This is a genomic window from Bacillus sp. B1(2022) (assembly GCF_040259625.1).
Lineage (GTDB): Bacteria > Bacillota > Bacilli > Bacillales > Bacillaceae > Bacillus > Bacillus velezensis.
Genome location: NZ_JANIFO010000002.1, coordinates 463,842 through 487,034, shown reverse-complemented (window position 1 = coordinate 487,034; position 23,193 = coordinate 463,842). Strand labels below are relative to the sequence as shown.

Sequence of the window (23,193 nt, the reverse complement as noted above, 5' to 3'; positions counted from 1 at the left end):
GAAAGAGAGGCCTGATCACCGTGAAAGAAGCCATTATTGCGACACACAATCAGGGAAAAGTGAAAGAATTCAAGGAAATTCTCGAACCGAAAGGCTACAGCGTCTCTTCTTTGGCGGAAATCGGATTTACGGAAGAAATTGAAGAAACCGGACATACCTTTGAAGAAAACGCCATCTTAAAAGCGGAAGCCGTGGCAAAAGCCGTCAACAAAATGGTCATTGCAGACGACTCCGGTTTATCAGTGGACAACCTTGGAGGCAGACCGGGCGTTTATTCAGCCCGTTATGCCGGAGAAGCAAAAGATGATAAGGCGAACATGGACAAGGTGCTGTCAGAATTAAAAGGCATCGAAAAAGAGCAGCGCACGGCCCGTTTCCGCTGCGCCCTTGCCGTCAGCATGCCGGGGCAGGAAACAAAAACGGTCGAAGGTCATGTTGAAGGGTATATTGCGGAAGGACCCGAGGGAGATAACGGGTTCGGCTATGATCCCATTTTTATTGTAAAAGATAAAGATAAAACCATGGCCCAGCTGACAAGCGCTGAGAAAAACAAAATCAGCCACAGGGCTGAGGCGCTCAAGAAACTGTCAAAGCTGCTTGATTCATAAGGGGGAGCGTATGCAATGAAAGTGCTGATAATAAGTGACAGTCACGGCCTTGAAGACGAGCTGGAGACGATTGCAAAGCGGCACGAAGACGAAGCGGATCTGATGATTCATTGCGGTGATTCAGAGCTTGACGCCGCACATCCGGCGCTCACGCCGTATCACACGGTGAAAGGCAATTGCGACTTTGGCGGCGGGTTTCAGGATGAACTCCTTCTGGACGCAGGTTCAAAGAAAATTCTGGCCGTTCACGGGCATCTTCACGGCATTAAACAGTCACTTTTAACTGTTTTTTACCGGGCGGAAGAGCTTGGGGCGGATATCGTCTGCTTCGGCCATTCACATATTGCCGGGAGTGAAGAGCTTCGGGGCAAGCTTTTGATTAATCCGGGCAGCATCCGTCTTCCAAGAGTCCGCAATGTGAAAAGCTATGCCATTCTTACTCTTACAGAAAGAGAAGTCGCCGTGACATTTTACGACGAAACGGGTCGGGAATTGAAGGATTTGGGGACTACAATCAGTTTTTAACAAGTGATGGGGGAGATTTCATTCTTCCCCATCAAAAGTTTTTAAAAAAATATTGACTTATGATTTGAACCTGTATATAATAAATCTTGTCGCTGATACATAAAGAAAAAGCTGTCCCAGTAGCTCAGCTGGATAGAGCAACGGCCTTCTAAGCCGTCGGTCGGGAGTTCGAATCTCTCCTGGGACGTACAAAAAAAGAGCTGGTGACATCAGAGTGAAAACTGATGCCGCTGGCCTTTTTTATCGGATGACTATATTGTCAAATCGCTGAAATCATGGTAAAATGATCAGCAGAACAATTTGATTTTCATGTCCCAGTAGCTCAGCCGGATAGAGCAACGGCCTTCTAAGCCGTCGGTCGGGAGTTCGAATCTCTCCTGGGACGTATAAAAAACCTCAAGCCCTGACAATGGGTTTGAGGTTTTTTTGTATTTATTTTTTTATTTTACGAAACAAAAGTTCCGTATTTGATGAAAAATTGTAAAGTAATTTTAATATAAATGAAACTTAATGTAATATTTACCGTAATAAATATATGTATAAAGATACTTAAGGCGCCCTTGAGTGATAAATTATCGAATTTCTATCATGCATTTTGTTAATGAATGTTAGAAAGACAGCAGGAGGAATTAGCTTTTGAAGTACGCATTTGCATATAAAAATCACAATATAGAAACGATCTTTTGCGGAAAAGACGAGCTGTTTGAGGAACTGAAGCAATTTTTAATCACTCAATGCGGTTTAATCATTGTTGAGGTTTCAAGGGCTGATTACTATACGGAGCAGGAAATGAATCAGTGGAATGACCGTTATACCCTGTGAATAAGAAAAGAAACCGGCCGTGGGAGACCGGTTTTTGTATCATCTGAATCCGCTCGGAGCGCTGAAGCCCCCGGCATGGCCGCTGAAACCGCCCCCGAGCGCGCCGGGATGCGCCCCGGCGCCGAGGCTTCCGCCGACGTCACTGAAGGATTGGCCGTAGTACCCGGTTGTATAAGGGTACGGGACGAATTGTTGCCCGGCGAATGACAGCGTGCTTTGCGGGGTCTGCTGTCCGTATCCGGATGACGGGAATCCCTGCTGAAAAGAAGGGCCGCCTTGATATGGTGCTGTATGCATCGGGGCCGGAGGATAATAAGACTGCGGCGGTAAGACCGGTAAAGGCGGAAATCCAGGAGGCAGGCCCTGCATGCCTGATAACATCTTATTCATGACATCACTCATTTCTTACGAGATAAGAACAGTGTATGCGTATGTCTGTAGAAAGAGCCTGTTCAATCGAACGGAATATCTGACAAGCATGCCGGAAGGACAGAGAAAAATTTTGTAATAAAATGTGACATATTCGTATATGAACGGAAAAATTTCATGTAATCTTGAGAGATTAATAAAAAATGATAAAAACTTTTAATATTTACAGATCCCTTTGTACCGGTAATGAAAGCGTATACAAAGTAAATTGATTAATCTAAATTGTCTAATAATTATAAAAATGCTGTTGACACTGCCTGCAAACGGGCGTAATATGAGTTCAAACAAAAATAAATAAATGATTCACGCTAAAAAGAAAAATCATAAAACACTGAAAAAACAAACAAATGAAGGTTCTTTTTCAATAAAAGAGCTGCCATAATAAAAAGCGCAGAAGAGGATAAGTAGCTTTGCTGAAGTTTTTCACAGAGAGCCGGTAACGCTGAGAGCCGGTAAAACAAATCAAAGTGAACTCCCCTCAGAGTGCCGGTCTGAAATGTAAAGAGTAGGACTCGGCCGAGTGAACGCAATGTTTACTCGTTATCAAAACGGATAATCATTATCCATGAGACGGTCTGCATATGACCGTAAACAAGGGTGGTACCGCGGAAAGCAAAGCCTTTTCGCCCCTTTTGGCTATCGCATGAAATGCTTGGCTGAATGTGGGTGGGAAGGCTTTTTTATTTGCGTCAGCCGGCGCTGCGTTTTATGAATTGGATTTTAGAAGGGAACATTGAAAAGGAGGAACTGAAAATGGGTACAAATGTACAGGCGGATTCTTTGTCTGCCGAATGTACAAAAACAATGAACGGGGCTCTGATGCTGATTGAATCATTAAAGAAAGAAAATGTCGAGATGATCTTCGGCTATCCGGGGGGAGCCGTCCTTCCGATTTACGATAAACTGTATCAATCAGGATTGGTTCACATCCTGCCCCGCCACGAGCAAGGCGCGATTCATGCGGCAGAAGGGTATGCGAGAGTCTCCGGAAAGCCGGGGGTTGTGATTGCTACCTCCGGACCCGGAGCGACAAATTTAGTTACCGGTCTTGCGGATGCGATGATAGATTCATTGCCGCTCGTAGTGTTTACCGGTCAGGTGGCCACTTCGGTCATCGGCAGCGACGCTTTCCAGGAAGCCGACATTTTAGGAATTACGATGCCGATTACGAAACACAGCTACCAAGTCCGCCGTCCGGAAGATCTCCCCCGTGTGATTAAAGAGGCGTTCCATATCGCCACGACGGGAAGACCGGGCCCGGTATTAATTGATATACCGAAGGATGTCGCAGCATTTGAAGGAGAGTTCAGATATGATCACGAGATCAGCCTTCCGGGTTATCAGCCTGTAAAAGAGCCTAACTATCTGCAGATCCGAAAGCTCGTGGAAGCTGTCAGCAGTGCGAAAAAGCCGGTTATTTTAGCCGGAGCGGGTGTTTTGCACGGTAAAGCTTCAGAAGATTTAAAAAATTATGCCGAACAGCAGCAAATCCCGGTAGCGCACACGCTTCTCGGTCTGGGCGGTTTCCCGGCAGACCATCCTCTTTTTCTGGGAATGGCGGGGATGCACGGCACATACACAGCGAATATGGCGCTTTACCACTGTGATTTGTTGATCAGCATCGGAGCGCGGTTCGATGATCGTGTGACCGGAAATCTGAAGCATTTTGCAAAATCGGCCAAAGTAGCGCATATCGATATTGATCCTGCTGAAATCGGAAAAATTATCGAAACGCAGATTCCGGTGGTCGGCGACAGTAAAATCGTCCTTCAGGAATTATTGAAGCAAAACGGAAAACAGGGACAGACAGAGGAATGGAAACAGCAGCTTTCAGAATGGAAAGAAGAATATCCGCTTTGGTATACAGACAACAGAGAAGAGGGCTTGAAACCCCAAAAGCTGATTGAGTATATTCACCAATTCACAAACGGTGAGGCGATTGTGGCGACGGATGTCGGCCAGCACCAGATGTGGGCGGCTCAGTTTTATCCTTTCCGAAAGGCTGATAAGTGGGTTACCTCGGGGGGACTCGGCACAATGGGCTTCGGCCTTCCGGCGGCTATCGGAGCGCAGCTGGCCGATCGTAACGCCACGGTCGTTGCCATCCTCGGAGACGGCGGTTTTCAGATGACCCTTCAGGAATTAGATGTCATCCGGCAGCTGAATCTTCCTGTCAAAGTGGTTATCTTGAACAACGAATGTCTGGGCATGGTCAGACAGTGGCAGGAAATCTTCTATGAAGAGCGCTATTCTGAATCCAAATTCTCGGCGCAGCCTGACTTTGTCAAATTGTCAGAAGCCTACGGCATTAAAGGCGTCCGGATTTCATCGGAGGAAGAGGCGGAAGAAGAGCTTAAAAAGGCGCTTTCATCAAAAGAACCGGCCGTTATTGACGTCCGGGTCGCCAAAAGCGAGAAAGTATTCCCGATGATTGCGCCGGGTAAAGGACTTCATGAAATGGTGGGGGTGAAACCTTGAAACGCATTATCACATTAACGGTGGTCAACCGCTCGGGAGTATTAAACCGGATCACCGGCCTGTTTACAAAAAGACACTATAATATCGAAAGCATCACTGTAGGCCACACGGAAACAAGCGGTGTTTCAAGGATTACATTTGTCGTCCATGTGGAAGGCGAAAATGACGTAGAGCAGCTGACAAAGCAGCTTAACAAACAAATTGACGTCCTGAAAGTGACGGATATTACAAACCAATCGATTGTACAGCGTGAGCTGGCATTAATCAAAGTTGTTTCCGCACCGTCGGCCAGAACGGAAATCAATGGAATCATTGAGCCGTTCAGAGCTTCCGTCGTTGATGTCTCAAGAGACAGCATCGTCGTTCAGGTTACCGGCGAATCTAATAAAATCGAAGCGCTCATAGAGCTTCTCAAACCTTACGGCATTAAAGAAATCGCGAGAACGGGCACAACGGCTTTTGCGAGGGGAACCCAGCAGAAGGCGTCATCCAATAAAACAATTTCAATTGTATAACACAAAAAAGGGAGAGATTAAAATGGTAAAAGTATATTATAACGGTGATATCAAAGAGAACGTATTGGCGGGTAAAAAAGTAGCGATTATCGGTTACGGTTCACAAGGTCACGCACACGCGCTGAACTTAAAAGAAAGCGGAATTGATGTCATTGTCGGCGTCAGACAAGGAAAATCATTTACACAGGCCCAAGAAGACGGTCATAAAGTCTTTTCGGTAAGAGAAGCGGCTGCCCAGGCTGATATCATTATGGTTCTTCTTCCGGATGAACAGCAGCAAAAAGTATATGAAGCTGAAATCAAAGATGAATTGACGGCGGGCAAGTCATTAGTATTCGCACACGGATTTAACGTCCATTTCCATCAGATCGTGCCTCCTGCTGATGTGGATGTATTCCTTGTCGCCCCTAAAGGACCGGGACACCTTGTCAGAAGAACATATGAACAAGGCGCGGGCGTACCGGCATTGTTTGCCATCTACCAGGATGTATCAGGCGAAGCGAAAGATACGGCTCTTGCTTATGCAAAAGGAATCGGCGGAGCGCGTGCGGGCGTTCTTGAAACAACATTTAAGGAAGAAACGGAAACGGATTTGTTCGGTGAGCAGGCCGTTCTGTGCGGAGGTTTAACGGCGCTTGTCAAAGCGGGTTTTGAAACGCTGACAGAAGCCGGCTACCAGCCTGAACTCGCATACTTCGAGTGTCTGCACGAACTGAAGCTGATCGTAGACTTGATGTATGAAGAAGGATTGGCGGGCATGAGATACTCTATCTCCGATACGGCTCAATGGGGAGATTTTGTCTCAGGGCCGCGCGTAGTCGATGCGAAGGTAAAAGAATCGATGAAACAAGTATTAACGGATATTCAAAATGGTACATTCGCGAAAGAATGGATCGTGGAAAACCAGGTGAACCGTCCTCGTTTCAATGCGATCAATGCAAGTGAAAACGAGCATCAGATTGAAAAGGTCGGCAGACAGCTTCGTGAAATGATGCCGTTTGTCAAACAAGGCAAAAAGAAGGAAGCGGTGGTCTCTGTTGCGCAAAATTAATGTTTTCGACACGACCCTTCGTGACGGTGAACAATCCCCCGGGGTCAACCTCAATTCCCGGGAGAAACTGGCGATAGCCAAGCAGCTTGAAAGACTCGGGGTGGACATTATTGAAGCGGGATTTCCCGCTTCATCCCGAGGTGATTTTTTAGCCGTGCAGGAAATCGCAAGAACGATTAAAAATTGTTCGGTAACAGGGCTTGCCCGATCTGTCAAAGGTGACATCGACGCAGCCTGGGAAGCGCTGAAAGACGGGGTCAGCCCGCGGATTCACATCTTTATCGCCACTTCTGACATTCATCTGAAGCATAAGCTGAAAATGACGCGGGAAGAGGTTAAGGAAAAAGCGGTTGCAATGGTGAAGTATGCAAAAGAACGCTTTCCGATCGTTCAATGGTCAGCAGAAGACGCATGCCGCACCGAACTTCCGTTTCTGGCTGAAATCGTTGAAGAAGTGATTGATGCCGGCGCGAGCGTCATCAACCTGCCGGACACTGTAGGTTACCTGACGCCGGCTGAATACGGAAACATCTTTAAATATATGAAGGAACACGTTCCGAATATCAGCCGGGTAAAGCTTTCAGCCCATTGCCACGATGATCTCGGAATGGCGGTTGCCAACTCGCTTTCGGCAATTGAGAACGGCGCTGATCAAATTGAATGCGCCATTAACGGCATAGGAGAAAGAGCCGGGAATGCCGCGCTAGAGGAAATCGCCGTTGCGCTTCATGTCAGAAATGACGCGCATCAAGCCGATTCATCTCTTAATCTTCATGAATTGAAGCGGACGAGTGATCTTGTCAGCAAACTGACGGGCATGGCCGTTCCCCGCAACAAAGCAATCGTCGGAGATAACGCTTTCGCACATGAGTCCGGCATTCACCAAGACGGTTTCCTGAAAGAAAAATCAACATATGAAATCATTTCACCGGAACTTGTCGGCGTGACTGCTGATGCGCTCGTACTCGGAAAGCATTCCGGGCGCCACGCGTTCAAAGACCGCCTGAATACGCTTGGATTCCAGTTTGATAGTGATGAAATCAATAAATATTTTACGATGTTTAAAGAACTGACCGAAAAGAAAAAAGAAATTACCGATGATGACTTGATTTCTCTTATTTTAGAAGAAAAAGTGACAGACAAAAAAATCGGCTATGAATTTTTGTCTCTGCAAGTGCATTACGGGACGTCTCAGGTGCCGACTGCAACAGTCTCTTTAAAAAATCAGGAAAACGAACAGCTGATGCAAGAGGCGGCAACGGGGGCGGGCAGCGTAGAAGCCGTTTATAATACGCTCGGGCGCTGCATCGATAAAAATATTGAACTGACAGACTACCGCATCCAATCCAACCGGAAAGGCGAAGACGCGCTGGCTCAAGTTTTTGTCAGAGTGACCGTGAACGGAAAAGAAACATCAGGGCGGGGAATCGCGCAGGATGTTCTGGAAGCTTCTGCTAAAGCTTATCTGAACGCCGTGAACCGGCAGCTGGTGCTGGATTGCAATTTAGACGGATTAAAGAGACAGACTGCGGTCGGCTCGTAATAGAAAGGAGAACGTTTGATTTGAAAAAACGCATTGCTTTGCTGCCCGGTGACGGAATCGGACCGGAAGTGGCGGAATCAGCGGCAGATGTATTGAAAAGCGTTGCCGAACAATTCGGACATGAATTTGAATTTGAAAACGGACTGATCGGGGGAGCGGCCATTGACGCCCATCAAAACCCCCTTCCTGAGGAGACGGTGGCTCTTTGTGAAAGATCCGACGCCATCCTGCTCGGGGCAGTCGGCGGACCGAAATGGGACCAAAATCCTCCGGAGCTCAGACCGGAAAAAGGCCTGCTCGGCATCAGAAAAAAACTCGGCCTGTTTGCCAATCTGCGTCCCGTGACCGTATTTAAAAGCCTGTCTGAGGCGTCTCCGCTGAAAAAAGAATATATCAGCGGCGTCGACTTTGTAATCGTCAGGGAACTGACGGGCGGCCTCTATTTCGGAGAACCGAGCAGACAGTATGTCAATGAAGCGGGAGAAAAGGAAGCGGTCGATACCCTTTTTTATAAGAAAGAAGAAATCGCACGCGTTGTCAGAGAAGCCTTTAAGATGGCTGCCGGCAGAAAAGGAAAAGTGACGTCCGTTGATAAGGCGAATGTGCTTTCTTCAAGCAGGCTGTGGCGGGAAACCGCAGAGGAAATCGCAAAAGAATTTCCTGACGTGACGCTTGAACATATGCTTGTCGATAATGCCGCGATGCAGCTCATCTACGCTCCGAGCCAATTTGACGTCATCGTAACTGAGAATATGTTCGGCGATATTTTAAGCGATGAAGCCTCCATGCTGACAGGCTCGCTCGGCATGCTGCCGTCAGCCAGTTTATCAAGTTCAGGTCTTCACTTGTTTGAACCCGTGCATGGATCTGCGCCTGACATCGCCGGTAAAGGGATGGCCAATCCGTTTGCGGCGATTTTATCAGCGGCGATGCTTTTGAGAACATCTTTCGGGCTTGAAAACGAAGCGCAGGCGGTGGAAAAGGCGGTCGCAAAGGTGCTTGCAGACGGCATCCGTACACGTGATATCGCCCGGGACGGCCAATATGCCGGAACGCATGACATTACTGAAAAAGTAAAAGCCGCATTAGCCGGCTCGAATACAAAATCTATAGTGTGACGCTTTAAAGAAAGCGGTCTTAGTTCATAGGTAGAGGGAGGAAACAAAGATGATGCCTCGAACAATCATCGAAAAGATTTGGGATCGGCATGTTGTAAAAAGCGGTGAAGGAAAACCCGACCTTCTCTATATTGATCTACACCTCATTCATGAGGTGACGTCTCCTCAGGCGTTTGAAGGGTTAAGACAGAAGGGGAGAAAGGTCAGACGGCCGCAGAATACATTCGCGACGATGGACCACAATATTCCGACCGTCAACCGTTTTGACATTAAAGATGAAGTCGCAAAGCGCCAAGTAACCGCGCTTGAACGGAATTGTGAGGAGTTTGGCGTCCGTCTTGCGGATCTTCACAGCGCAGACCAGGGGATCGTTCACGTAGTCGGGCCTGAGCTTGGTCTGACACTTCCGGGGAAAACGATCGTTTGCGGAGACAGCCATACATCGACTCACGGTGCATTCGGAGCGCTTGCCTTCGGTATCGGCACAAGTGAGGTGGAACATGTTCTTTCCACTCAGACATTGTGGCAGCAGCGGCCGAAAACGCTTGAAATCCGCGTTGACGGAACGCTCCAAAAAGGAGTGACCGCGAAGGATGTCATCTTGTCGGTCATCGGAAAATACGGGGTGAAATTCGGTACCGGATATGTCATTGAATACACCGGGGAAGTATTCAGAAACATGTCTATGGACGAACGCATGACCGTCTGCAATATGTCGATAGAAGCGGGAGCACGGGCGGGACTGATCGCTCCGGATGACACGACGATTGAATATTGTAAAAACCGTAAATACGCGCCAAAAGGCGAGGAATTTGAAAAAGCCGCCGCAGAATGGAAAGCGTTAAAAACCGATCCGGGCGCCGTATACGATCATTCCATCGTACTAGACGGCAGCGAGATTTCTCCAATGGTAACATGGGGCGTCAATCCCGGTATGGTTCTTCCGGTCGATGCCCAAATACCGGCGCCGGAAACGATTGATTCTGAAGACGGTAAAAAAGAAGCCATCCGCGCGTACGAATACATGGGAATCGCACCGAATCAAAAAATTGAAGATATTAAAGTCGAGCATGTGTTTATCGGCTCCTGTACAAATTCGCGGATGACCGATCTTCGCCAGGCTGCGGATATGATCAAAGGCCGAAAAGTCGCCGGCAGCGTCAGAGCCATTGTGGTGCCGGGTTCTCAAAGCGTGAAACAGCAGGCCGAAGAAGAAGGGCTGCACCGCGTGTTTCTCGAGGCCGGGTTTGAATGGAGAGAATCAGGCTGCAGCATGTGCCTCAGTATGAACAATGATGTCGTGCCTGAAGGGGAACGATGCGCTTCCACTTCCAACCGCAACTTCGAAGGCAGACAGGGAAAAGGCGCGAGAACACACCTTGTCAGTCCGGCGATGGCGGCAATGGCGGCCATTCACGGGCATTTCGTCGATGTAAGAAAGTTTTATCAAGAAAAAACAGTTGTGTAAGGAGTGCGCGAAAAGATGGAACCTTTAAAAACACATACGGGAAAAGCGGCCGTCTTAAACCGGATCAACGTCGATACGGACCAGATTATTCCGAAACAGTTTTTGAAAAGAATTGAAAGAACCGGATACGGCAGATTCGCGTTTTTTGATTGGAGATACCTTGAGAACGGTGAGCCTGATCCTGAATTTGAATTAAACCGCAAAGTCTATGAAGGCGCGTCCATATTAATTGCCGGAGAGAATTTCGGCTGCGGATCATCCCGTGAGCACGCTCCTTGGGCGCTGGATGATTACGGCTTCAAAATCATTATTGCTCCGTCATTTGCCGATATTTTTCATCAAAACTGTTTTAAAAACGGTATGCTTCCCATCCGTATGCCGTATGATCAGTGGAAAAAACTCGCCGGTCAATATGAAAATCAGTCTCTTAACATGACGGTTGACTTGGAAAACCAGCTCATTCACGACAGTGAAGGAAAAGAGATTTCATTTGAAGTCGATCCGCACTGGAAGGAAATGCTGATTAACGGTTATGATGAAATTTCATTAACGCTTCTGCTGGAGGACGACATTCAGCAGTTTGAATCGAAAAGAAGTTCATGGCTTCAAGCCTGAAAAAAAAGCCGCCCGGCATCTGTCCGGCGGCTTTTTTTACCGTGCGCACCATCCTTTCTTGTGTTTCCTGACGCGTGTTGATACACTTGAACAAAATAGCGCCTGAAAGGAAATAAAGTATGACGCATGACAAGAAAAAAGCTGATATCATTCCTTTCCCCCGTCTGAAAGAACGCTTGGTTGATAAAGGGATGGCCGCCATGAAGGACAAACAGTATCAGGAGGCCCTCGAACTGTTTTCAGAGGCGGTAAGCCACGGCGATACCGAGTCCGACGTACATTTAGGCATGGCGATTTGTTTTCTGGAACTCGGGGAATTGGAAGAAGCAAAACAAGTTTGCGAGAAAATGCTGAATGAAGGGTACGGCCATTATTTCACCGTACTGCAGGTGTACATGACCATTTTAATTCAGCTGAAACAATATGAAGAAGTCAAAAGCACAATTGAAGCTGTGCTGGAAGAAAACCAGCTGCCCGCAGAAAGTGCGGAGCAATTCTACCGGCTGCTCGAATTCAGCCGCAAAATGACCGATCCCGACCAGCAGGATGAAGCGTGGGAGGAGGAATACGAGGACATTCTTGATGCGGAAAAAGTGCTGAACAGCCCCGCTGAACAAATGAATCTGATTCATTCTCTCAAAGACCGCAATATTGCAAAATACACGGGTCTCTTAAAAACGATTCTTCAAGATCCGGGCGCTCATCCTCTTATCAAGACGATGATTTTGACGCTGATGGCGGAGCATGACTACAGCAAGCCGGTCCATATTACAAAATTCGGCGATTCAATGACCGCGGTTCCGAGTGAAACGGTTCAGCCTGATGCGGCTCCGATTTTGCATCGCGTTCTCCGGGTGCTTGATGAAACGCTCGGCAATGAAAACCCTACATTATACGCTGCCGTCGAGGAGCTGTGGAGAAGGCATCTGTACGTCCTGTACCCTTTTATGCCGAAGTTTTTGAACGCAGATTTATGGGCGGCGGCGCTTCATAAGGTCGGTTACGAGATGCACGGCATTGACATTGAGCCGGAGGAACTTCATATGATGTACGAGTTTGACAGCCGCGAACTCGAAGAAGCCTGCACGATGATTAAGGATATTGAAGAAATTTCTTATTTGTAAATCACACCATATAGTTGAAAGCGGTAGGCGTTATGTTATAATATAGTGGTTGTATTTATGTATAGCGGTTTAACTGAAATGAGAATTACGGTTGGACAGGCTGCCAGTTCATTACATAATGATTCTGATTCAAAGCGGTTTTTTCTTTGACAAAGCCGCGGATTGCTTTAGAATGGAAGACCGACACAACCTGAATAGATTTTTGGAGGGAAACACATGTCTGTAAAATGGGAAAAACAAGAAGGCAACGAAGGCGTATTAACGGTTGAAGTTGACGCGGATACGTTCAAAACAGCTCTTGATGATGCATTTAAAAAAGTAGTAAAACAGGTTTCTATTCCTGGATTCCGCAAAGGGAAAGTTCCCCGCGGTTTATTCGAACAGCGTTTCGGCGTTGAAGCTCTTTACCAGGATGCTTTAGATATTTTACTTCCTGTAGAATACCCTAAAGCGGTTGAAGAAGCCGGCATTGAGCCTGTAGACCGCCCTGAAATCGATGTTGAAAAAATCGAAAAAGGCGAAAGCTTGATTTTCACTGCAAAAGTGACTGTAAAACCGGAAGTGAAACTTGGCGACTACAAAGGCTTAGGAATCGAAAAAGATGACACTGCCGTTACTGACGAAGATGTACAAAACGAACTTAAAGCGCTTCAAGAGCGTCAGGCTGAGCTTGTCGTGAAAGAAGAAGGCGCTGTTGAAAACGGCGATACAGTCGTTCTTGACTTCGAAGGTTTCGTTGACGGCGAAGCGTTTGAAGGCGGAAAAGCTGAGAACTACTCACTTGAAGTAGGATCAGGTTCATTCATCCCGGGCTTCGAAGAGCAGTTAACAGGCCTTGAAGCAGGCGCTGAAAAGGATGTTGAAGTAACATTCCCTGAAGAGTACCACGCTGAAGAGCTTGCCGGAAAACCAGCTGTTTTCAAAGTGAAAATTCATGAAATCAAAGCGAAAGAGCTTCCTGAGCTTAACGACGAATTCGCAAAAGACATTGACGAAGAAGTTGAAACGCTTGCTGAATTAACTGAGAAAACAAAAAAACACCTTGAAGAAGCAAAAGAAAACGAAGCTGACGCTAAATTGCGTGAAGAGCTTGTTCTGAAAGCATCTGAAAACGCTGAAGCTGATGTTCCTCAAGCGATGATCGACACTGAGCTTGACCGCATGCTGAAAGAATTCGAACAGCGTCTGCAAATGCAAGGCATGAACCTTGAGCTTTACACTCAATTCTCAGGCCAAGACGAAAACGCGTTAAAAGAGCAAATGAAAGAAGATGCCGCAAAACGCGTAAAATCAAACCTGACTCTTGAAGCGATCGCTCAAGCTGAAAACCTTGAAGTAACAGACGAAGAAGTTGAAGCTGAGCTGACTAAAATGGCTGAAGCTTACAACATGCCGGTTGAAAACATCAAGCAGGCAATCGGTTCAACTGACGCGATGAAAGAAGATTTAAAAGTTCGAAAAGCAATTGATTTTCTTGTAGAAAACCGTTAATATGGTTCATAATAATAGACATAATAAAACAGGGCGCGATTAATTCGTGCCTTGTTTTGTACAATTATGATATAACTCTTTTTCTTGGGGCAAGATAGTCATTGCCGGGCTGTTTTTCGTCATACATATAGAATGTGCAAGTGCGAAACACATTGTTACCGTCTTACTGGAAAGTATGGTAAAATGCAATACATACTCGATCGTAGCAAGAACCGTTTTCTTTTGCCCTTCAGGTAAAAGAAAAAGTGAGACAAGATTAAGGGGTGAAAGAATGTTTAAATTCAACGAGGAAAAAGGACAATTGAAATGCTCGTTCTGCGGAAAAACGCAAGATCAGGTTCGTAAGCTGGTTGCAGGACCGGGTGTATATATATGCGACGAATGTATTGAGCTCTGTACAGAAATCGTAGAGGAAGAGCTTGGTACAGAAGAAGAAGTCGAATTTAAAGACGTTCCGAAGCCGCAGGAAATCCGTGAGATTCTGAATGAATATGTCATCGGACAGGATCAGGCGAAGAAATCACTTGCGGTTGCGGTATACAACCATTACAAACGCATCAACTCCAACAGTAAAGTGGATGATGTCGAGCTTTCTAAAAGTAATATTTCTTTAATCGGACCGACTGGAAGCGGGAAAACACTTCTTGCCCAGACGCTTGCGCGTATTCTGAACGTGCCGTTTGCGATCGCGGACGCTACATCTCTGACTGAAGCCGGGTATGTCGGTGAGGACGTGGAAAACATCCTCCTCAAGCTGATTCAGGCAGCAGACTATGATGTGGAAAAAGCAGAAAAAGGCATTATTTATATCGATGAAATCGATAAAGTAGCGCGAAAATCTGAAAACCCGTCCATTACACGCGACGTATCAGGCGAAGGCGTTCAGCAGGCGCTGCTGAAAATTCTTGAAGGAACGGTTGCAAGCGTGCCGCCTCAAGGAGGACGCAAACATCCTCATCAGGAATTCATCCAGATCGATACGACGAACATTCTGTTCATTTGCGGCGGTGCATTTGACGGCATTGAACAAATCATCAAACGCCGTCTCGGACAAAAAGTCATCGGCTTCGGCTCAGATAATAAAGCGGCGGACCTGGAAAAAGAAGAACTGCTTTCTAAAGTTCTTCCTGAAGACTTGCTCCGTTTCGGTCTGATTCCTGAATTCATCGGCCGTCTTCCTGTCATTGCAAGCCTTGAGCAGCTTGACGAAACGGCACTGGTTGAAATTCTGACTAAACCGAAAAACGCACTCGTCAAACAATACAAGAAAATGTTAGAACTTGATGATGTCGAGCTTGAATTTGAAGACGAGGCATTATCTGAAATTGCGAAAAAAGCGATCGAGCGTAAAACAGGCGCACGCGGCCTGCGTTCTATCATTGAAGGCATCATGCTTGACGTCATGTTTGATCTGCCGTCCCGCGATGATATTGAAAAATGTGTCATTACCGGAGCGACAGTCGCAGACGGTGAAGCACCGCGTCTTGTATTAAAAGACGGCACAGTTGTCGGCCAAGATAAAACATCAGCATAACATGACAAAACCTCCTGACTCGAATTGATCAGGAGGTTTTTTTTCTTGTCCTGACCCTTCTGAAAATGTTTATTCCGGGCTTTGCTGGGAGATACTAGCGGACAGAGGAATGAATTGGATACATAAATCGTTTTTTTCAGGAGGGACCAGCATGAGTTGGACAGGGATCGCATTATTTGTACAGCTGTTTTTCGGGATAGTCATCGGATTATATTTTTGGAATCTGCTCAAAAACCAGCGTACACAAAAAGTGACGATAGATAAAGAATCAAAAAAAGAAATGGAACAGCTGCGCAAAATGCGCGCCATCAGTTTATCAGAACCTTTATCAGAAAAGGTGCGGCCGAAAAGCTTTCAGGACATTGTCGGCCAGGAAGACGGAATTAAAGCGTTAAAAGCAGCGCTTTGCGGACCGAACCCGCAGCACGTCATTATTTACGGTCCTCCGGGAGTCGGTAAAACGGCTGCGGCGCGGCTGGTATTGGAAGAAGCGAAAAAACATAAACAGTCACCGTTTCAAAAGCAGGCTGTATTTGTTGAACTTGATGCGACGACCGCGCGGTTTGATGAACGGGGGATTGCCGATCCGCTTATCGGTTCAGTGCATGATCCGATTTATCAGGGAGCGGGTGCGATGGGCCAAGCAGGCATTCCGCAGCCGAAACAGGGGGCTGTGACCCATGCTCACGGCGGGGTATTGTTTATTGATGAAATCGGCGAGCTTCACCCGATTCAGATGAATAAAATGCTGAAGGTGCTTGAAGATCGAAAAGTATTTTTAGACAGTGCGTATTACAGTGAAGAAAATACGCAAATACCGAATCACATTCATGATATTTTTCAAAATGGGCTTCCGGCAGATTTCCGTTTGATCGGAGCGACAACGAGAATGCCGAATGAAATTCCGCCGGCCATCCGTTCGCGCTGTCTTGAAGTATTTTTCCGCGAGCTGGAAAAGGATGAACTTAAAATCGTTGCGAAAAAAGCAGCCGACAAAATTCAGAAAGAGATTTCTGACGAAGCTCTCAATGTGCTGACCTCATATACGAGAAACGGACGTGAAGCCGTCAATATGATCCAGATCGCCGCCGGCATGGCGGTGACTGAGGACAGAAAAGAAATTACGACAGAAGATATAGAATGGGTTGTTCATTCCAGTCAGCTCACACCTAAAAATGAGCAGAAAATCGCCGATGAACCGCAAGTCGGCATCGTGAACGGACTTGCTGTCTACGGGCCGAACAGCGGCGCATTGCTGGAAATCGAAGTGAATGTCACACCTGCGCAGGACAAAGGAAGCCTGAATATCACGGGAATTGCAGAGGAAGAAAGCATCGGCAGCCAATCGAAGTCGATCCGCCGCAAAAGCATGGCGAAGGGATCTGTGGAAAATGTTCTGACGGTTCTGCGCACAATGGGCATCAAACCTTCAGACTATGACATTCACGTCAATTTTCCGGGCGGAGGCCCGATAGACGGACCTTCAGCAGGTATCGCGATGGCCGCGGGGATTTTTTCCGCGATTCACCGCATCCCGATCGACCATACGGTGGCGATGACGGGAGAAATCAGCCTGACGGGGCTTGTCAAACCGATCGGCGGCGTCATTCCGAAAATTAAAGCCGCAAAACAGGCCGGAGCAAAAACGGTCATTATCCCATATGAAAATCAGCAGTCCATTCTGAAACGAATAGACGGAATCACCATTAAAGCGGTAAAAACGTTCCAGGAAGTGCTGGACGTCATATTGGTTGACCCTCCTTCAGAACAAAAACCGTTTGATATCCAAATGAATAAAGAATCCGTATAAACCCCATTTTTATAATGGGGTTTTTTGATGGAGGACATCTTTTCCTTTTTCAGAACAGAAAGAAAGGGTATACTACGAAGAGACTGTTTTATATACAGGGCAGGCGGATAAGCCGATTAAAGCCCGATCCCGGAATTGTACAACGATGAAAAAGTTGTATTATAATGGTTCATACTAAAGTCACGGAGGTGTCAGTCACATGGCAGAAGATACAAAACGCAGCATCCCGCTCCTCCCTTTAAGAGGCTTATTGGTATACCCGACAATGGTTTTACATTTAGATGTAGGCCGTGACAAGTCGGTTCAGGCTCTTGAACAGGCAATGATGCATGATCATATGATTTTTTTAGCCACTCAGCAGGATATTTCGATAGACGAACCGGGTGAAGAGGATATTTTCGCCGTCGGCACTTATACAAAAATTAAACAGATGCTGAAGCTGCCCAACGGTACGATCAGAGTGCTTGTAGAAGGAATTCAGCGGGCGCAGATCCTTGAATACACCGAGCTCGAAGATTATACTTCGGTCGATATACAGCTGATGCATGAGGATGATTCAAAAGACGTGGAAGACGAAGCGCTTATGCGGACGCTGCTGGACCATTTTGACCAGTACATAAAAATTTCTAAAAAAATCTCCGCAGAAACGTATGCGGCTGTGACTGATATTGAAGAGCCCGGCAGAATGGCGGATATCGTTGCTTCTCATCTCCCGCTGAAATTAAAGGACAAGCAGGACATTTTAGAAACGGCGGATATTAAAGAACGTCTGAATAAGGTCATCCGTTCCATTCATAATGAAAAAGAAGTGCTGGAGATTGAGAAAAAAATCGGTCAGCGCGTCAAACGTTCGATGGAACGCACTCAAAAGGAATACTACTTGCGTGAACAGATGAAAGCCATTCAGAAGGAGCTTGGCGACAAAGAAGGAAAAACCGGCGAAGTTCAGTCGCTCACGGAAAAGATAGAAGAAGCAGGCATGCCTGAGCGTGTCAAAGAAACGGCGCTTAAGGAATTAAGCCGTTACGAAAAAGTGCCGTCAAGCTCAGCGGAAAGCTCTGTTATCCGCAACTATATTGACTGGCTCATCGCCCTTCCGTGGTCGGATGAAACAGAAGATAAACTTGATATTAAAAAAGCCGGGGAAATCTTAGATAAAGAGCACCACGGCTTAGAGAAAGTGAAAGAGCGGATTTTGGAGTATTTGGCCGTGAAACAGCTGACGAAAACGCTGAAAGGGCCGATTCTTTGTCTGGCCGGACCTCCGGGAGTCGGTAAAACATCTCTTGCAAAATCAATCAGTACGAGCATGGGGCGCCGTTTTGTGAGAATTTCACTGGGCGGAGTGCGCGATGAGTCTGAAATCCGCGGGCACCGGCGTACATACGTCGGAGCGATGCCTGGCCGTATTATACAGGGGATGAAAAAAGCCGGCAAACAAAATCCGGTTTTTCTCCTGGATGAGATCGATAAAATGTCGTCTGATTTCAGAGGCGATCCGTCTTCAGCGATGCTTGAGGTGCTGGATCCGGAACAAAACAGCACATTCAGTGACCACTATATTGAAGAGACGTTCGATTTATCGAAAGTGCTGTTTATCGCGACTGCGAATAACCTTGCTTCCATACCGGGACCTCTCAGAGACAGAATGGAGATTATCAGCCTGTCAGGCTACACTGAAAACGAAAAGCTGGAGATCGTGAAGGACCACCTGCTTCCGAAACAAATCAAAGAGCACGGGCTCACAAAGAGCAGCCTGCAGATTCGGGACCAGGCGATTACGGACATCATCCGCTACTACACGAGGGAAGCCGGCGTGAGAACGCTTGAACGCCAGATTGCCGCCATTTGCCGAAAGGCTGCAAAAGCCATTGTGTCTGAGGAGAGAAAACGCATTACCGTTACAGAGAAAAATCTGGCCGACTATCTCGGAAAACGGATATTCAGATACGGACAGGCGGAAACCGAAGATCAAATCGGGGTTGTCACGGGGCTCGCGTATACGACGGTCGGCGGAGATACGCTGTCAATCGAAGTGTCATTGTCACCGGGAAAAGGAAAGCTGATTCTGACCGGGAAGCTTGGAGATGTCATGCGGGAATCAGCACAGGCCGCTTTCAGTTATGTCCGCTCGAAAGCGGAACAGTTCGGAATCGACCCGAAATTCCATGAGAAGTATGACATTCATATCCATGTCCCTGAAGGAGCGGTGCCGAAAGACGGCCCTTCTGCCGGAATTACGATGGCCACGGCGCTCGTTTCAGCATTAACGGACCGTGCGGTAAAACGCGAAGTCGGTATGACGGGAGAAATCACGCTGCGGGGCCGGGTGCTTCCGATCGGCGGACTGAAAGAAAAGGCGCTCGGCGCGCACAGAGCGGGCCTGACCACTATTATTGCGCCTAAAGATAACGAAAAAGATATAGAGGATATTCCAGAAAGCGTCAGAGAAGGACTGAAGTTTATATTCGTTTCTCACCTGGATGACGTTTTGGAACATGCCTTAGTAGGAGAGAAGAAATGAAAGTCACAAAGTCAGAAATCGTGATCAGCGCGGTCAAACCCGAACAGTACCCTGATGGGGGGCTTCCGGAAATCGCGCTGGCGGGAAGATCAAATGTAGGAAAGTCATCTTTTATCAATTCATTAATCAATCGGAAAAACTTGGCCAGAACGTCATCGAAACCGGGGAAAACACAGACCCTAAACTTTTACATCATCAATGATGAATTGCATTTTGTCGACGTTCCCGGGTACGGATTTGCGAAAGTTTCCAAAAGCGAGCGGGAAGCATGGGGGAGAATGATTGAAACCTATATGACGACCCGCGAAGAGCTGAAAGCCTGCGTGCAGATTGTCGACCTCAGGCACGCGCCGTCTGCTGAAGACGTGAACATGTATGAATTCCTGAAGTATTACGGCATTCCCGTCATCGTTATCGCGACAAAAGCGGATAAGATTCCAAAAGGAAAATGGGACAAGCACTTAAAGGTTGTCAAACAGACGCTTGATATGGATCCTGAAGATGAGCTGATTTTATTTTCCTCTGAAACGAAAAAAGGCAAAGATGAAGCATGGGGAGCCATTAAAAAAATGATCAGCCGGTAATGAAAAACCCAAAACGCAGTGCGTTTTGGGTTTTATCGTATAGTTTTGTTCCGCTTGATAAACAATAATAAAAGGCTGATTCCGATGAAAACATACGGCCAGTATGTTTTGAAGTGTTCCGTCGGAATATGGACGGACTCCAGCCACGCCGTAATTTGTTTAAAGAAGTATAAAAAGAGGGAAAAACCAATCATGGCAACCGCTTCGTATACATATTCTTTTCTGGCTGCCGCAAATAAGGAGAACCCGAAGACGAAGAGAATCATTTCAAAATCTCCCGGCCACCATGAGAGCTCAGGTTTGGCGAAAAAGTGTAAACCTATGCCGAAAAGAAGCATGCCGATCAGGACGTGAGGCCCGGCCGCTTCCTTTTTGCCCTGATACAAGAGCACAGCGCCCAAAAGCATAAGGAGCACCGGCCATTCCCCCTGATTCGCAAACAGGTGAACCTGTCCGCTCTGAAGCCATGCGAATAATGAAGCGGCAAGCAGAAGTCCCGGTAATAAAATTGATGTTTTTTTCATCCTGTCACCTACCCGCAGTAAAGGATTTTTAGTATGATGATTACAGTGGAAACGAGCTTTTTATACTATAGCATAACATTTTTGAAATCTGTTCACATTTTCCCGAAGAAACTATGTTATAATCATTATAAATAATAAATTCTATGTTAGAATGATTATAAATAAATTGCGATGTACGGGGGTGCATGAAAGCGATGCATATTCTTGTTGTGGGAGTAGATTATAAATCCGCCCCTATTGAAATACGCGAAAAAATAAGTTTTCAGCCGGATGAACTTGCAGAAGCGATGCTCCGTTTAAAAGGAGAAAAAAGCGTTCTTGAAAACATTATCGTGTCAACCTGCAACCGCACCGAAATATATGCGGTGGTCGACCAGCTTCATACCGGCCGTTATTATATAAAGACATTTTTATCCGAATGGTTCTCGCTGCCGAAAGAAGAGCTGTCTCCGTTTCTGAAATTTTATGAGAGCGACGCGGCGATCGAGCATTTATTCCGTGTGGCGTGCGGCTTGGATTCCATGGTCATCGGAGAAACGCAAATACTCGGCCAGGTCCGCTCGAGCTTTAAAACGGCGCAGGCAGAAAAGACGATCGGCACCATTTTCAATGAGCTGTTTAAACAGGCGGTGACCGTCGGCAAACGCACGCATGCCGAAACCGATATCGGCGCCAATGCCGTTTCCGTCAGTTACGCCGCCGTTGAACTCGCGAAAAAAATCTTCGGCTCATTGTCAAATAAGCACATTTTGATTCTCGGTGCGGGAAAAATGGGCGAGCTCGCCGCAGAAAACCTGCACGGTCAGGGCATCGGCAAAGTAACGGTCATCAACAGAACGTTTTTGAAGGCAAAAGCGCTTGCTGACCGTTTCTCCGGAGAAGCGCGCAGCTTAAACCAGCTTGAACATGCACTTGCTGAAGCTGATATTTTAATCAGTTCGACAGGCGCAAGTGATTTCGTCGTGTCTAAAGAAATGATGGAGAGAGCGGGCAGACAGCGGAAAGGCCGCCCGTTATTTATGGTGGATATCGCTGTGCCGAGGGACCTCGATCCGGCGCTGAACGATCTTGAAGGTGTTTTTCTGTACGATATTGATGACCTTGAAGGAATCGTTGAAGCCAACTTACAAGAACGCCGTGAAACCGCTGAAAAAGTCGAGCTGTTTATTGAAGCGGCAATTGTTGAGTTTAAGCAGTGGCTTAATACGCTCGGCGTTGTGCCGGTCATTTCGGCGCTGCGTGAAAAGGCGCTGTCCATCCAGTCCGATACGATGCAGAGCATTGAGCGCAAGCTGCCTCATCTGACGGTAAGAGAGAAAAAACTTCTCAGCAAACATACGAAAAGCATCATTAACCAAATGCTGCGCGACCCGATTCTGAAAGCGAAAGAGCTTGCGGCTGAAGCGGATTCAGATGAAAAGCTGAAGCTGTTTATGCAGATATTCGATATTGAGGAAGAGGCCGGCCGCCAGCTGGACAAAAGCCTGGATAACCGCCAGACGGTTCATTCGTTTCAAAAGGCAGAAGCAAAAACGGGCTTACGTCCGCTTGTAAGTGAGTGAGGGCTGTATGATTGATACAGCAATGGCAAGACTTAATGAAGCGACAATTGTTATTTATGCAGTAAGCGTCCTTTTTTACTTTATAGATTTTCTTCAACACAACCGGAAGGCTGGGAAAATGGCCTTCTGGTTGCTTTCTATTGTCTGGACTCTGCAAACTGTCTATCTTTCTTATTTCATGTGGCAGACGGGCAGATTTCCGGTCTTGAATATTACGGAGGCCCTTTACTTTTATGCGTGGGTGCTTGTCACGCTCTCACTTGTGGTCACGCAGATTCTGCGCGTTGATTTTATCGTGTTTTTCACGAATGTCATCGGTTTCTCGATGATTGCGATCCATACGTTTTCACCGACGGATCAGCATTCGGCCGCTTTTTCCGGCCAGCTGGTCTCAGAGCTTTTGGTCATTCATATTACAATGGCGATTCTGTCTTACGGCGCTTTTTCCCTTTCTTTTGTCTTTTCGCTTCTTTATCAGTTTCAATATTCTTTATTAAAGAAGAAAAAGTGGGGAAAATGGCTGTTGAGAATTGAAGATTTGTCAAAACTTGATTATATGGCTTACGTTTTAAATGTCATCGGGGTTCCGATGCTGCTGTTGAGCCTGATATTAGGCGTGATCTGGGCGTATGTGTCGCTGGAAACGCTGTACTGGTTTGATTCAAAAGTGCTCGGCTCGTTTATTGTGCTGCTTTTATACAGCTACTATTTATATATCAGAATGATTAAGGAACTGCAGGGAAAAGTGGCGGCGTTATGGAATTCAGCATGTTTTCTCGTGCTGATGATTAATTACTTCCTGCTCGGAAGCCTGTCGCAATTCCATTGGTTCAGTTAACGCACGCGCCCAAACAGATTCGGGAGGAAA

Annotated in this window: 20 protein-coding genes, 2 tRNA genes and 1 other annotated feature; of the genes, 20 read left to right on the top strand and 2 right to left on the bottom strand. The window is 46.8% G+C overall.

Annotation, left to right across the window (positions count from 1 at the left end; translation table 11 throughout):
• Positions 1–11 precede the first annotated feature (11 nt).
• The 5 genes from NQS30_RS06165 (at position 12) to NQS30_RS06145 (ending at position 1,955) form a co-directional block, all read left to right on the top strand.
• On the top strand, positions 12–608 hold the full coding sequence (locus tag NQS30_RS06165; protein WP_087920775.1) for an XTP/dITP diphosphatase: 597 nt from the start codon (positions 12–14) through the stop codon (positions 606–608).
• A 15-nt stretch (positions 609–623) separates the two neighbouring features.
• Complete coding sequence (locus tag NQS30_RS06160; protein WP_015240324.1) at positions 624–1,133, top strand: YfcE family phosphodiesterase; 510 nt, start codon at positions 624–626, stop codon at positions 1,131–1,133.
• A 113-nt stretch (positions 1,134–1,246) separates the two neighbouring features.
• A tRNA-Arg gene (locus NQS30_RS06155) sits at positions 1,247–1,320 on the top strand.
• A gap of 124 nt (positions 1,321–1,444) precedes the next feature.
• A tRNA-Arg gene (locus NQS30_RS06150) sits at positions 1,445–1,518 on the top strand.
• A gap of 251 nt (positions 1,519–1,769) precedes the next feature.
• Positions 1,770–1,955, top strand: a complete 186-nt coding sequence (locus tag NQS30_RS06145) for a hypothetical protein (RefSeq protein ID WP_007408136.1) — start codon at positions 1,770–1,772, stop codon at positions 1,953–1,955.
• Between the two features lie 39 nt (positions 1,956–1,994).
• Here the strand turns inward: NQS30_RS06145 and NQS30_RS06140 are convergent, their stop codons facing one another.
• Positions 1,995–2,345 (bottom strand): hypothetical protein, encoded by a 351-nt coding sequence (locus NQS30_RS06140; RefSeq protein WP_015417942.1) that lies wholly within the window; start codon positions 2,343–2,345, stop codon positions 1,995–1,997.
• A 421-nt stretch (positions 2,346–2,766) separates the two neighbouring features.
• Positions 2,767–3,018, top strand: a binding site (T-box leader).
• Positions 3,019–3,137: 119 nt separating this feature from the next.
• Between NQS30_RS06140 and ilvB the strand changes: the two genes are divergently transcribed.
• From ilvB to yihA, 13 genes are all read left to right on the top strand, one after another.
• Complete coding sequence (gene ilvB, locus NQS30_RS06135) at positions 3,138–4,862, top strand: acetolactate synthase large subunit (RefSeq protein WP_032866714.1); 1,725 nt, start codon at positions 3,138–3,140, stop codon at positions 4,860–4,862.
• The gene (ilvN, locus tag NQS30_RS06130; RefSeq protein WP_003152598.1) at positions 4,859–5,377 is read left to right on the top strand and encodes an acetolactate synthase small subunit; all 519 of its coding nucleotides are present in this window, start codon (positions 4,859–4,861) and stop codon (positions 5,375–5,377) included. Before ilvB ends, ilvN begins: the two co-directional genes overlap by 4 nt.
• A 22-nt stretch (positions 5,378–5,399) precedes the next feature.
• Positions 5,400–6,428 carry a ketol-acid reductoisomerase gene (ilvC, locus tag NQS30_RS06125; protein ID WP_003152600.1) on the top strand — a complete coding sequence of 343 codons (1,029 nt, stop codon included), beginning with the start codon at positions 5,400–5,402 and terminating at the stop codon, positions 6,426–6,428.
• Complete coding sequence (locus tag NQS30_RS06120; protein WP_124692791.1) at positions 6,415–7,971, top strand: 2-isopropylmalate synthase; 1,557 nt, start codon at positions 6,415–6,417, stop codon at positions 7,969–7,971. Before ilvC ends, NQS30_RS06120 begins: the two co-directional genes overlap by 14 nt.
• A 20-nt stretch (positions 7,972–7,991) precedes the next feature.
• Positions 7,992–9,089 (top strand): 3-isopropylmalate dehydrogenase, encoded by a 1,098-nt coding sequence (leuB, locus tag NQS30_RS06115; protein ID WP_124692792.1) that lies wholly within the window; start codon positions 7,992–7,994, stop codon positions 9,087–9,089.
• 49 nt (positions 9,090–9,138) lie between these two features.
• Positions 9,139–10,557: a 3-isopropylmalate dehydratase large subunit gene (leuC, locus tag NQS30_RS06110; RefSeq protein ID WP_124692793.1), complete on the top strand. Its 1,419-nt coding sequence runs from the start codon at positions 9,139–9,141 to the stop codon at positions 10,555–10,557.
• Between the two features lie 15 nt (positions 10,558–10,572).
• Positions 10,573–11,172: a 3-isopropylmalate dehydratase small subunit gene (leuD, locus tag NQS30_RS06105; RefSeq protein WP_007408146.1), complete on the top strand. Its 600-nt coding sequence runs from the start codon at positions 10,573–10,575 to the stop codon at positions 11,170–11,172.
• Between the two features lie 119 nt (positions 11,173–11,291).
• Entirely contained in the window at positions 11,292–12,296 is a 1,005-nt protein-coding gene (gene ddcA, locus NQS30_RS06100; RefSeq protein WP_015240319.1) for a DNA damage checkpoint antagonist DdcA, read from the top strand.
• 216 nt (positions 12,297–12,512) lie between these two features.
• Positions 12,513–13,787 (top strand): trigger factor, encoded by a 1,275-nt coding sequence (gene tig / locus NQS30_RS06095; protein WP_131368792.1) that lies wholly within the window; start codon positions 12,513–12,515, stop codon positions 13,785–13,787.
• A gap of 271 nt (positions 13,788–14,058) precedes the next feature.
• Positions 14,059–15,321 carry an ATP-dependent protease ATP-binding subunit ClpX gene (gene clpX / locus NQS30_RS06090; protein WP_007408149.1) on the top strand — a complete coding sequence of 421 codons (1,263 nt, stop codon included), beginning with the start codon at positions 14,059–14,061 and terminating at the stop codon, positions 15,319–15,321.
• 151 nt (positions 15,322–15,472) lie between these two features.
• On the top strand, positions 15,473–17,131 hold the full coding sequence (gene lonB, locus NQS30_RS06085) for an ATP-dependent protease LonB (protein WP_072589424.1): 1,659 nt from the start codon (positions 15,473–15,475) through the stop codon (positions 17,129–17,131).
• A gap of 199 nt (positions 17,132–17,330) precedes the next feature.
• Positions 17,331–19,655 (top strand): endopeptidase La, encoded by a 2,325-nt coding sequence (lon, locus tag NQS30_RS06080; protein WP_052827698.1) that lies wholly within the window; start codon positions 17,331–17,333, stop codon positions 19,653–19,655.
• Complete coding sequence (yihA, locus tag NQS30_RS06075; protein ID WP_003152626.1) at positions 19,652–20,239, top strand: ribosome biogenesis GTP-binding protein YihA/YsxC; 588 nt, start codon at positions 19,652–19,654, stop codon at positions 20,237–20,239. Before lon ends, yihA begins: the two co-directional genes overlap by 4 nt.
• Positions 20,240–20,271: 32 nt before the next feature.
• Here yihA and NQS30_RS06070 read toward each other — a convergent pair whose 3' ends face one another.
• Complete coding sequence (locus tag NQS30_RS06070) at positions 20,272–20,763, bottom strand: hypothetical protein (protein WP_015240316.1); 492 nt, start codon at positions 20,761–20,763, stop codon at positions 20,272–20,274.
• A gap of 194 nt (positions 20,764–20,957) precedes the next feature.
• Here NQS30_RS06070 and hemA point away from each other — a divergent pair, with 194 nt between their 5' ends.
• Together hemA and NQS30_RS06060 are read left to right on the top strand one after the other, a co-directional pair.
• A complete protein-coding gene (hemA, locus tag NQS30_RS06065; RefSeq protein ID WP_015240315.1) occupies positions 20,958–22,325 on the top strand; it encodes a glutamyl-tRNA reductase in 1,368 nt (455 codons plus the stop codon).
• A gap of 7 nt (positions 22,326–22,332) precedes the next feature.
• A complete protein-coding gene (locus NQS30_RS06060; RefSeq protein ID WP_007408154.1) occupies positions 22,333–23,163 on the top strand; it encodes a cytochrome c biogenesis protein in 831 nt (276 codons plus the stop codon).
• Positions 23,164–23,193 lie beyond the last annotated feature (30 nt).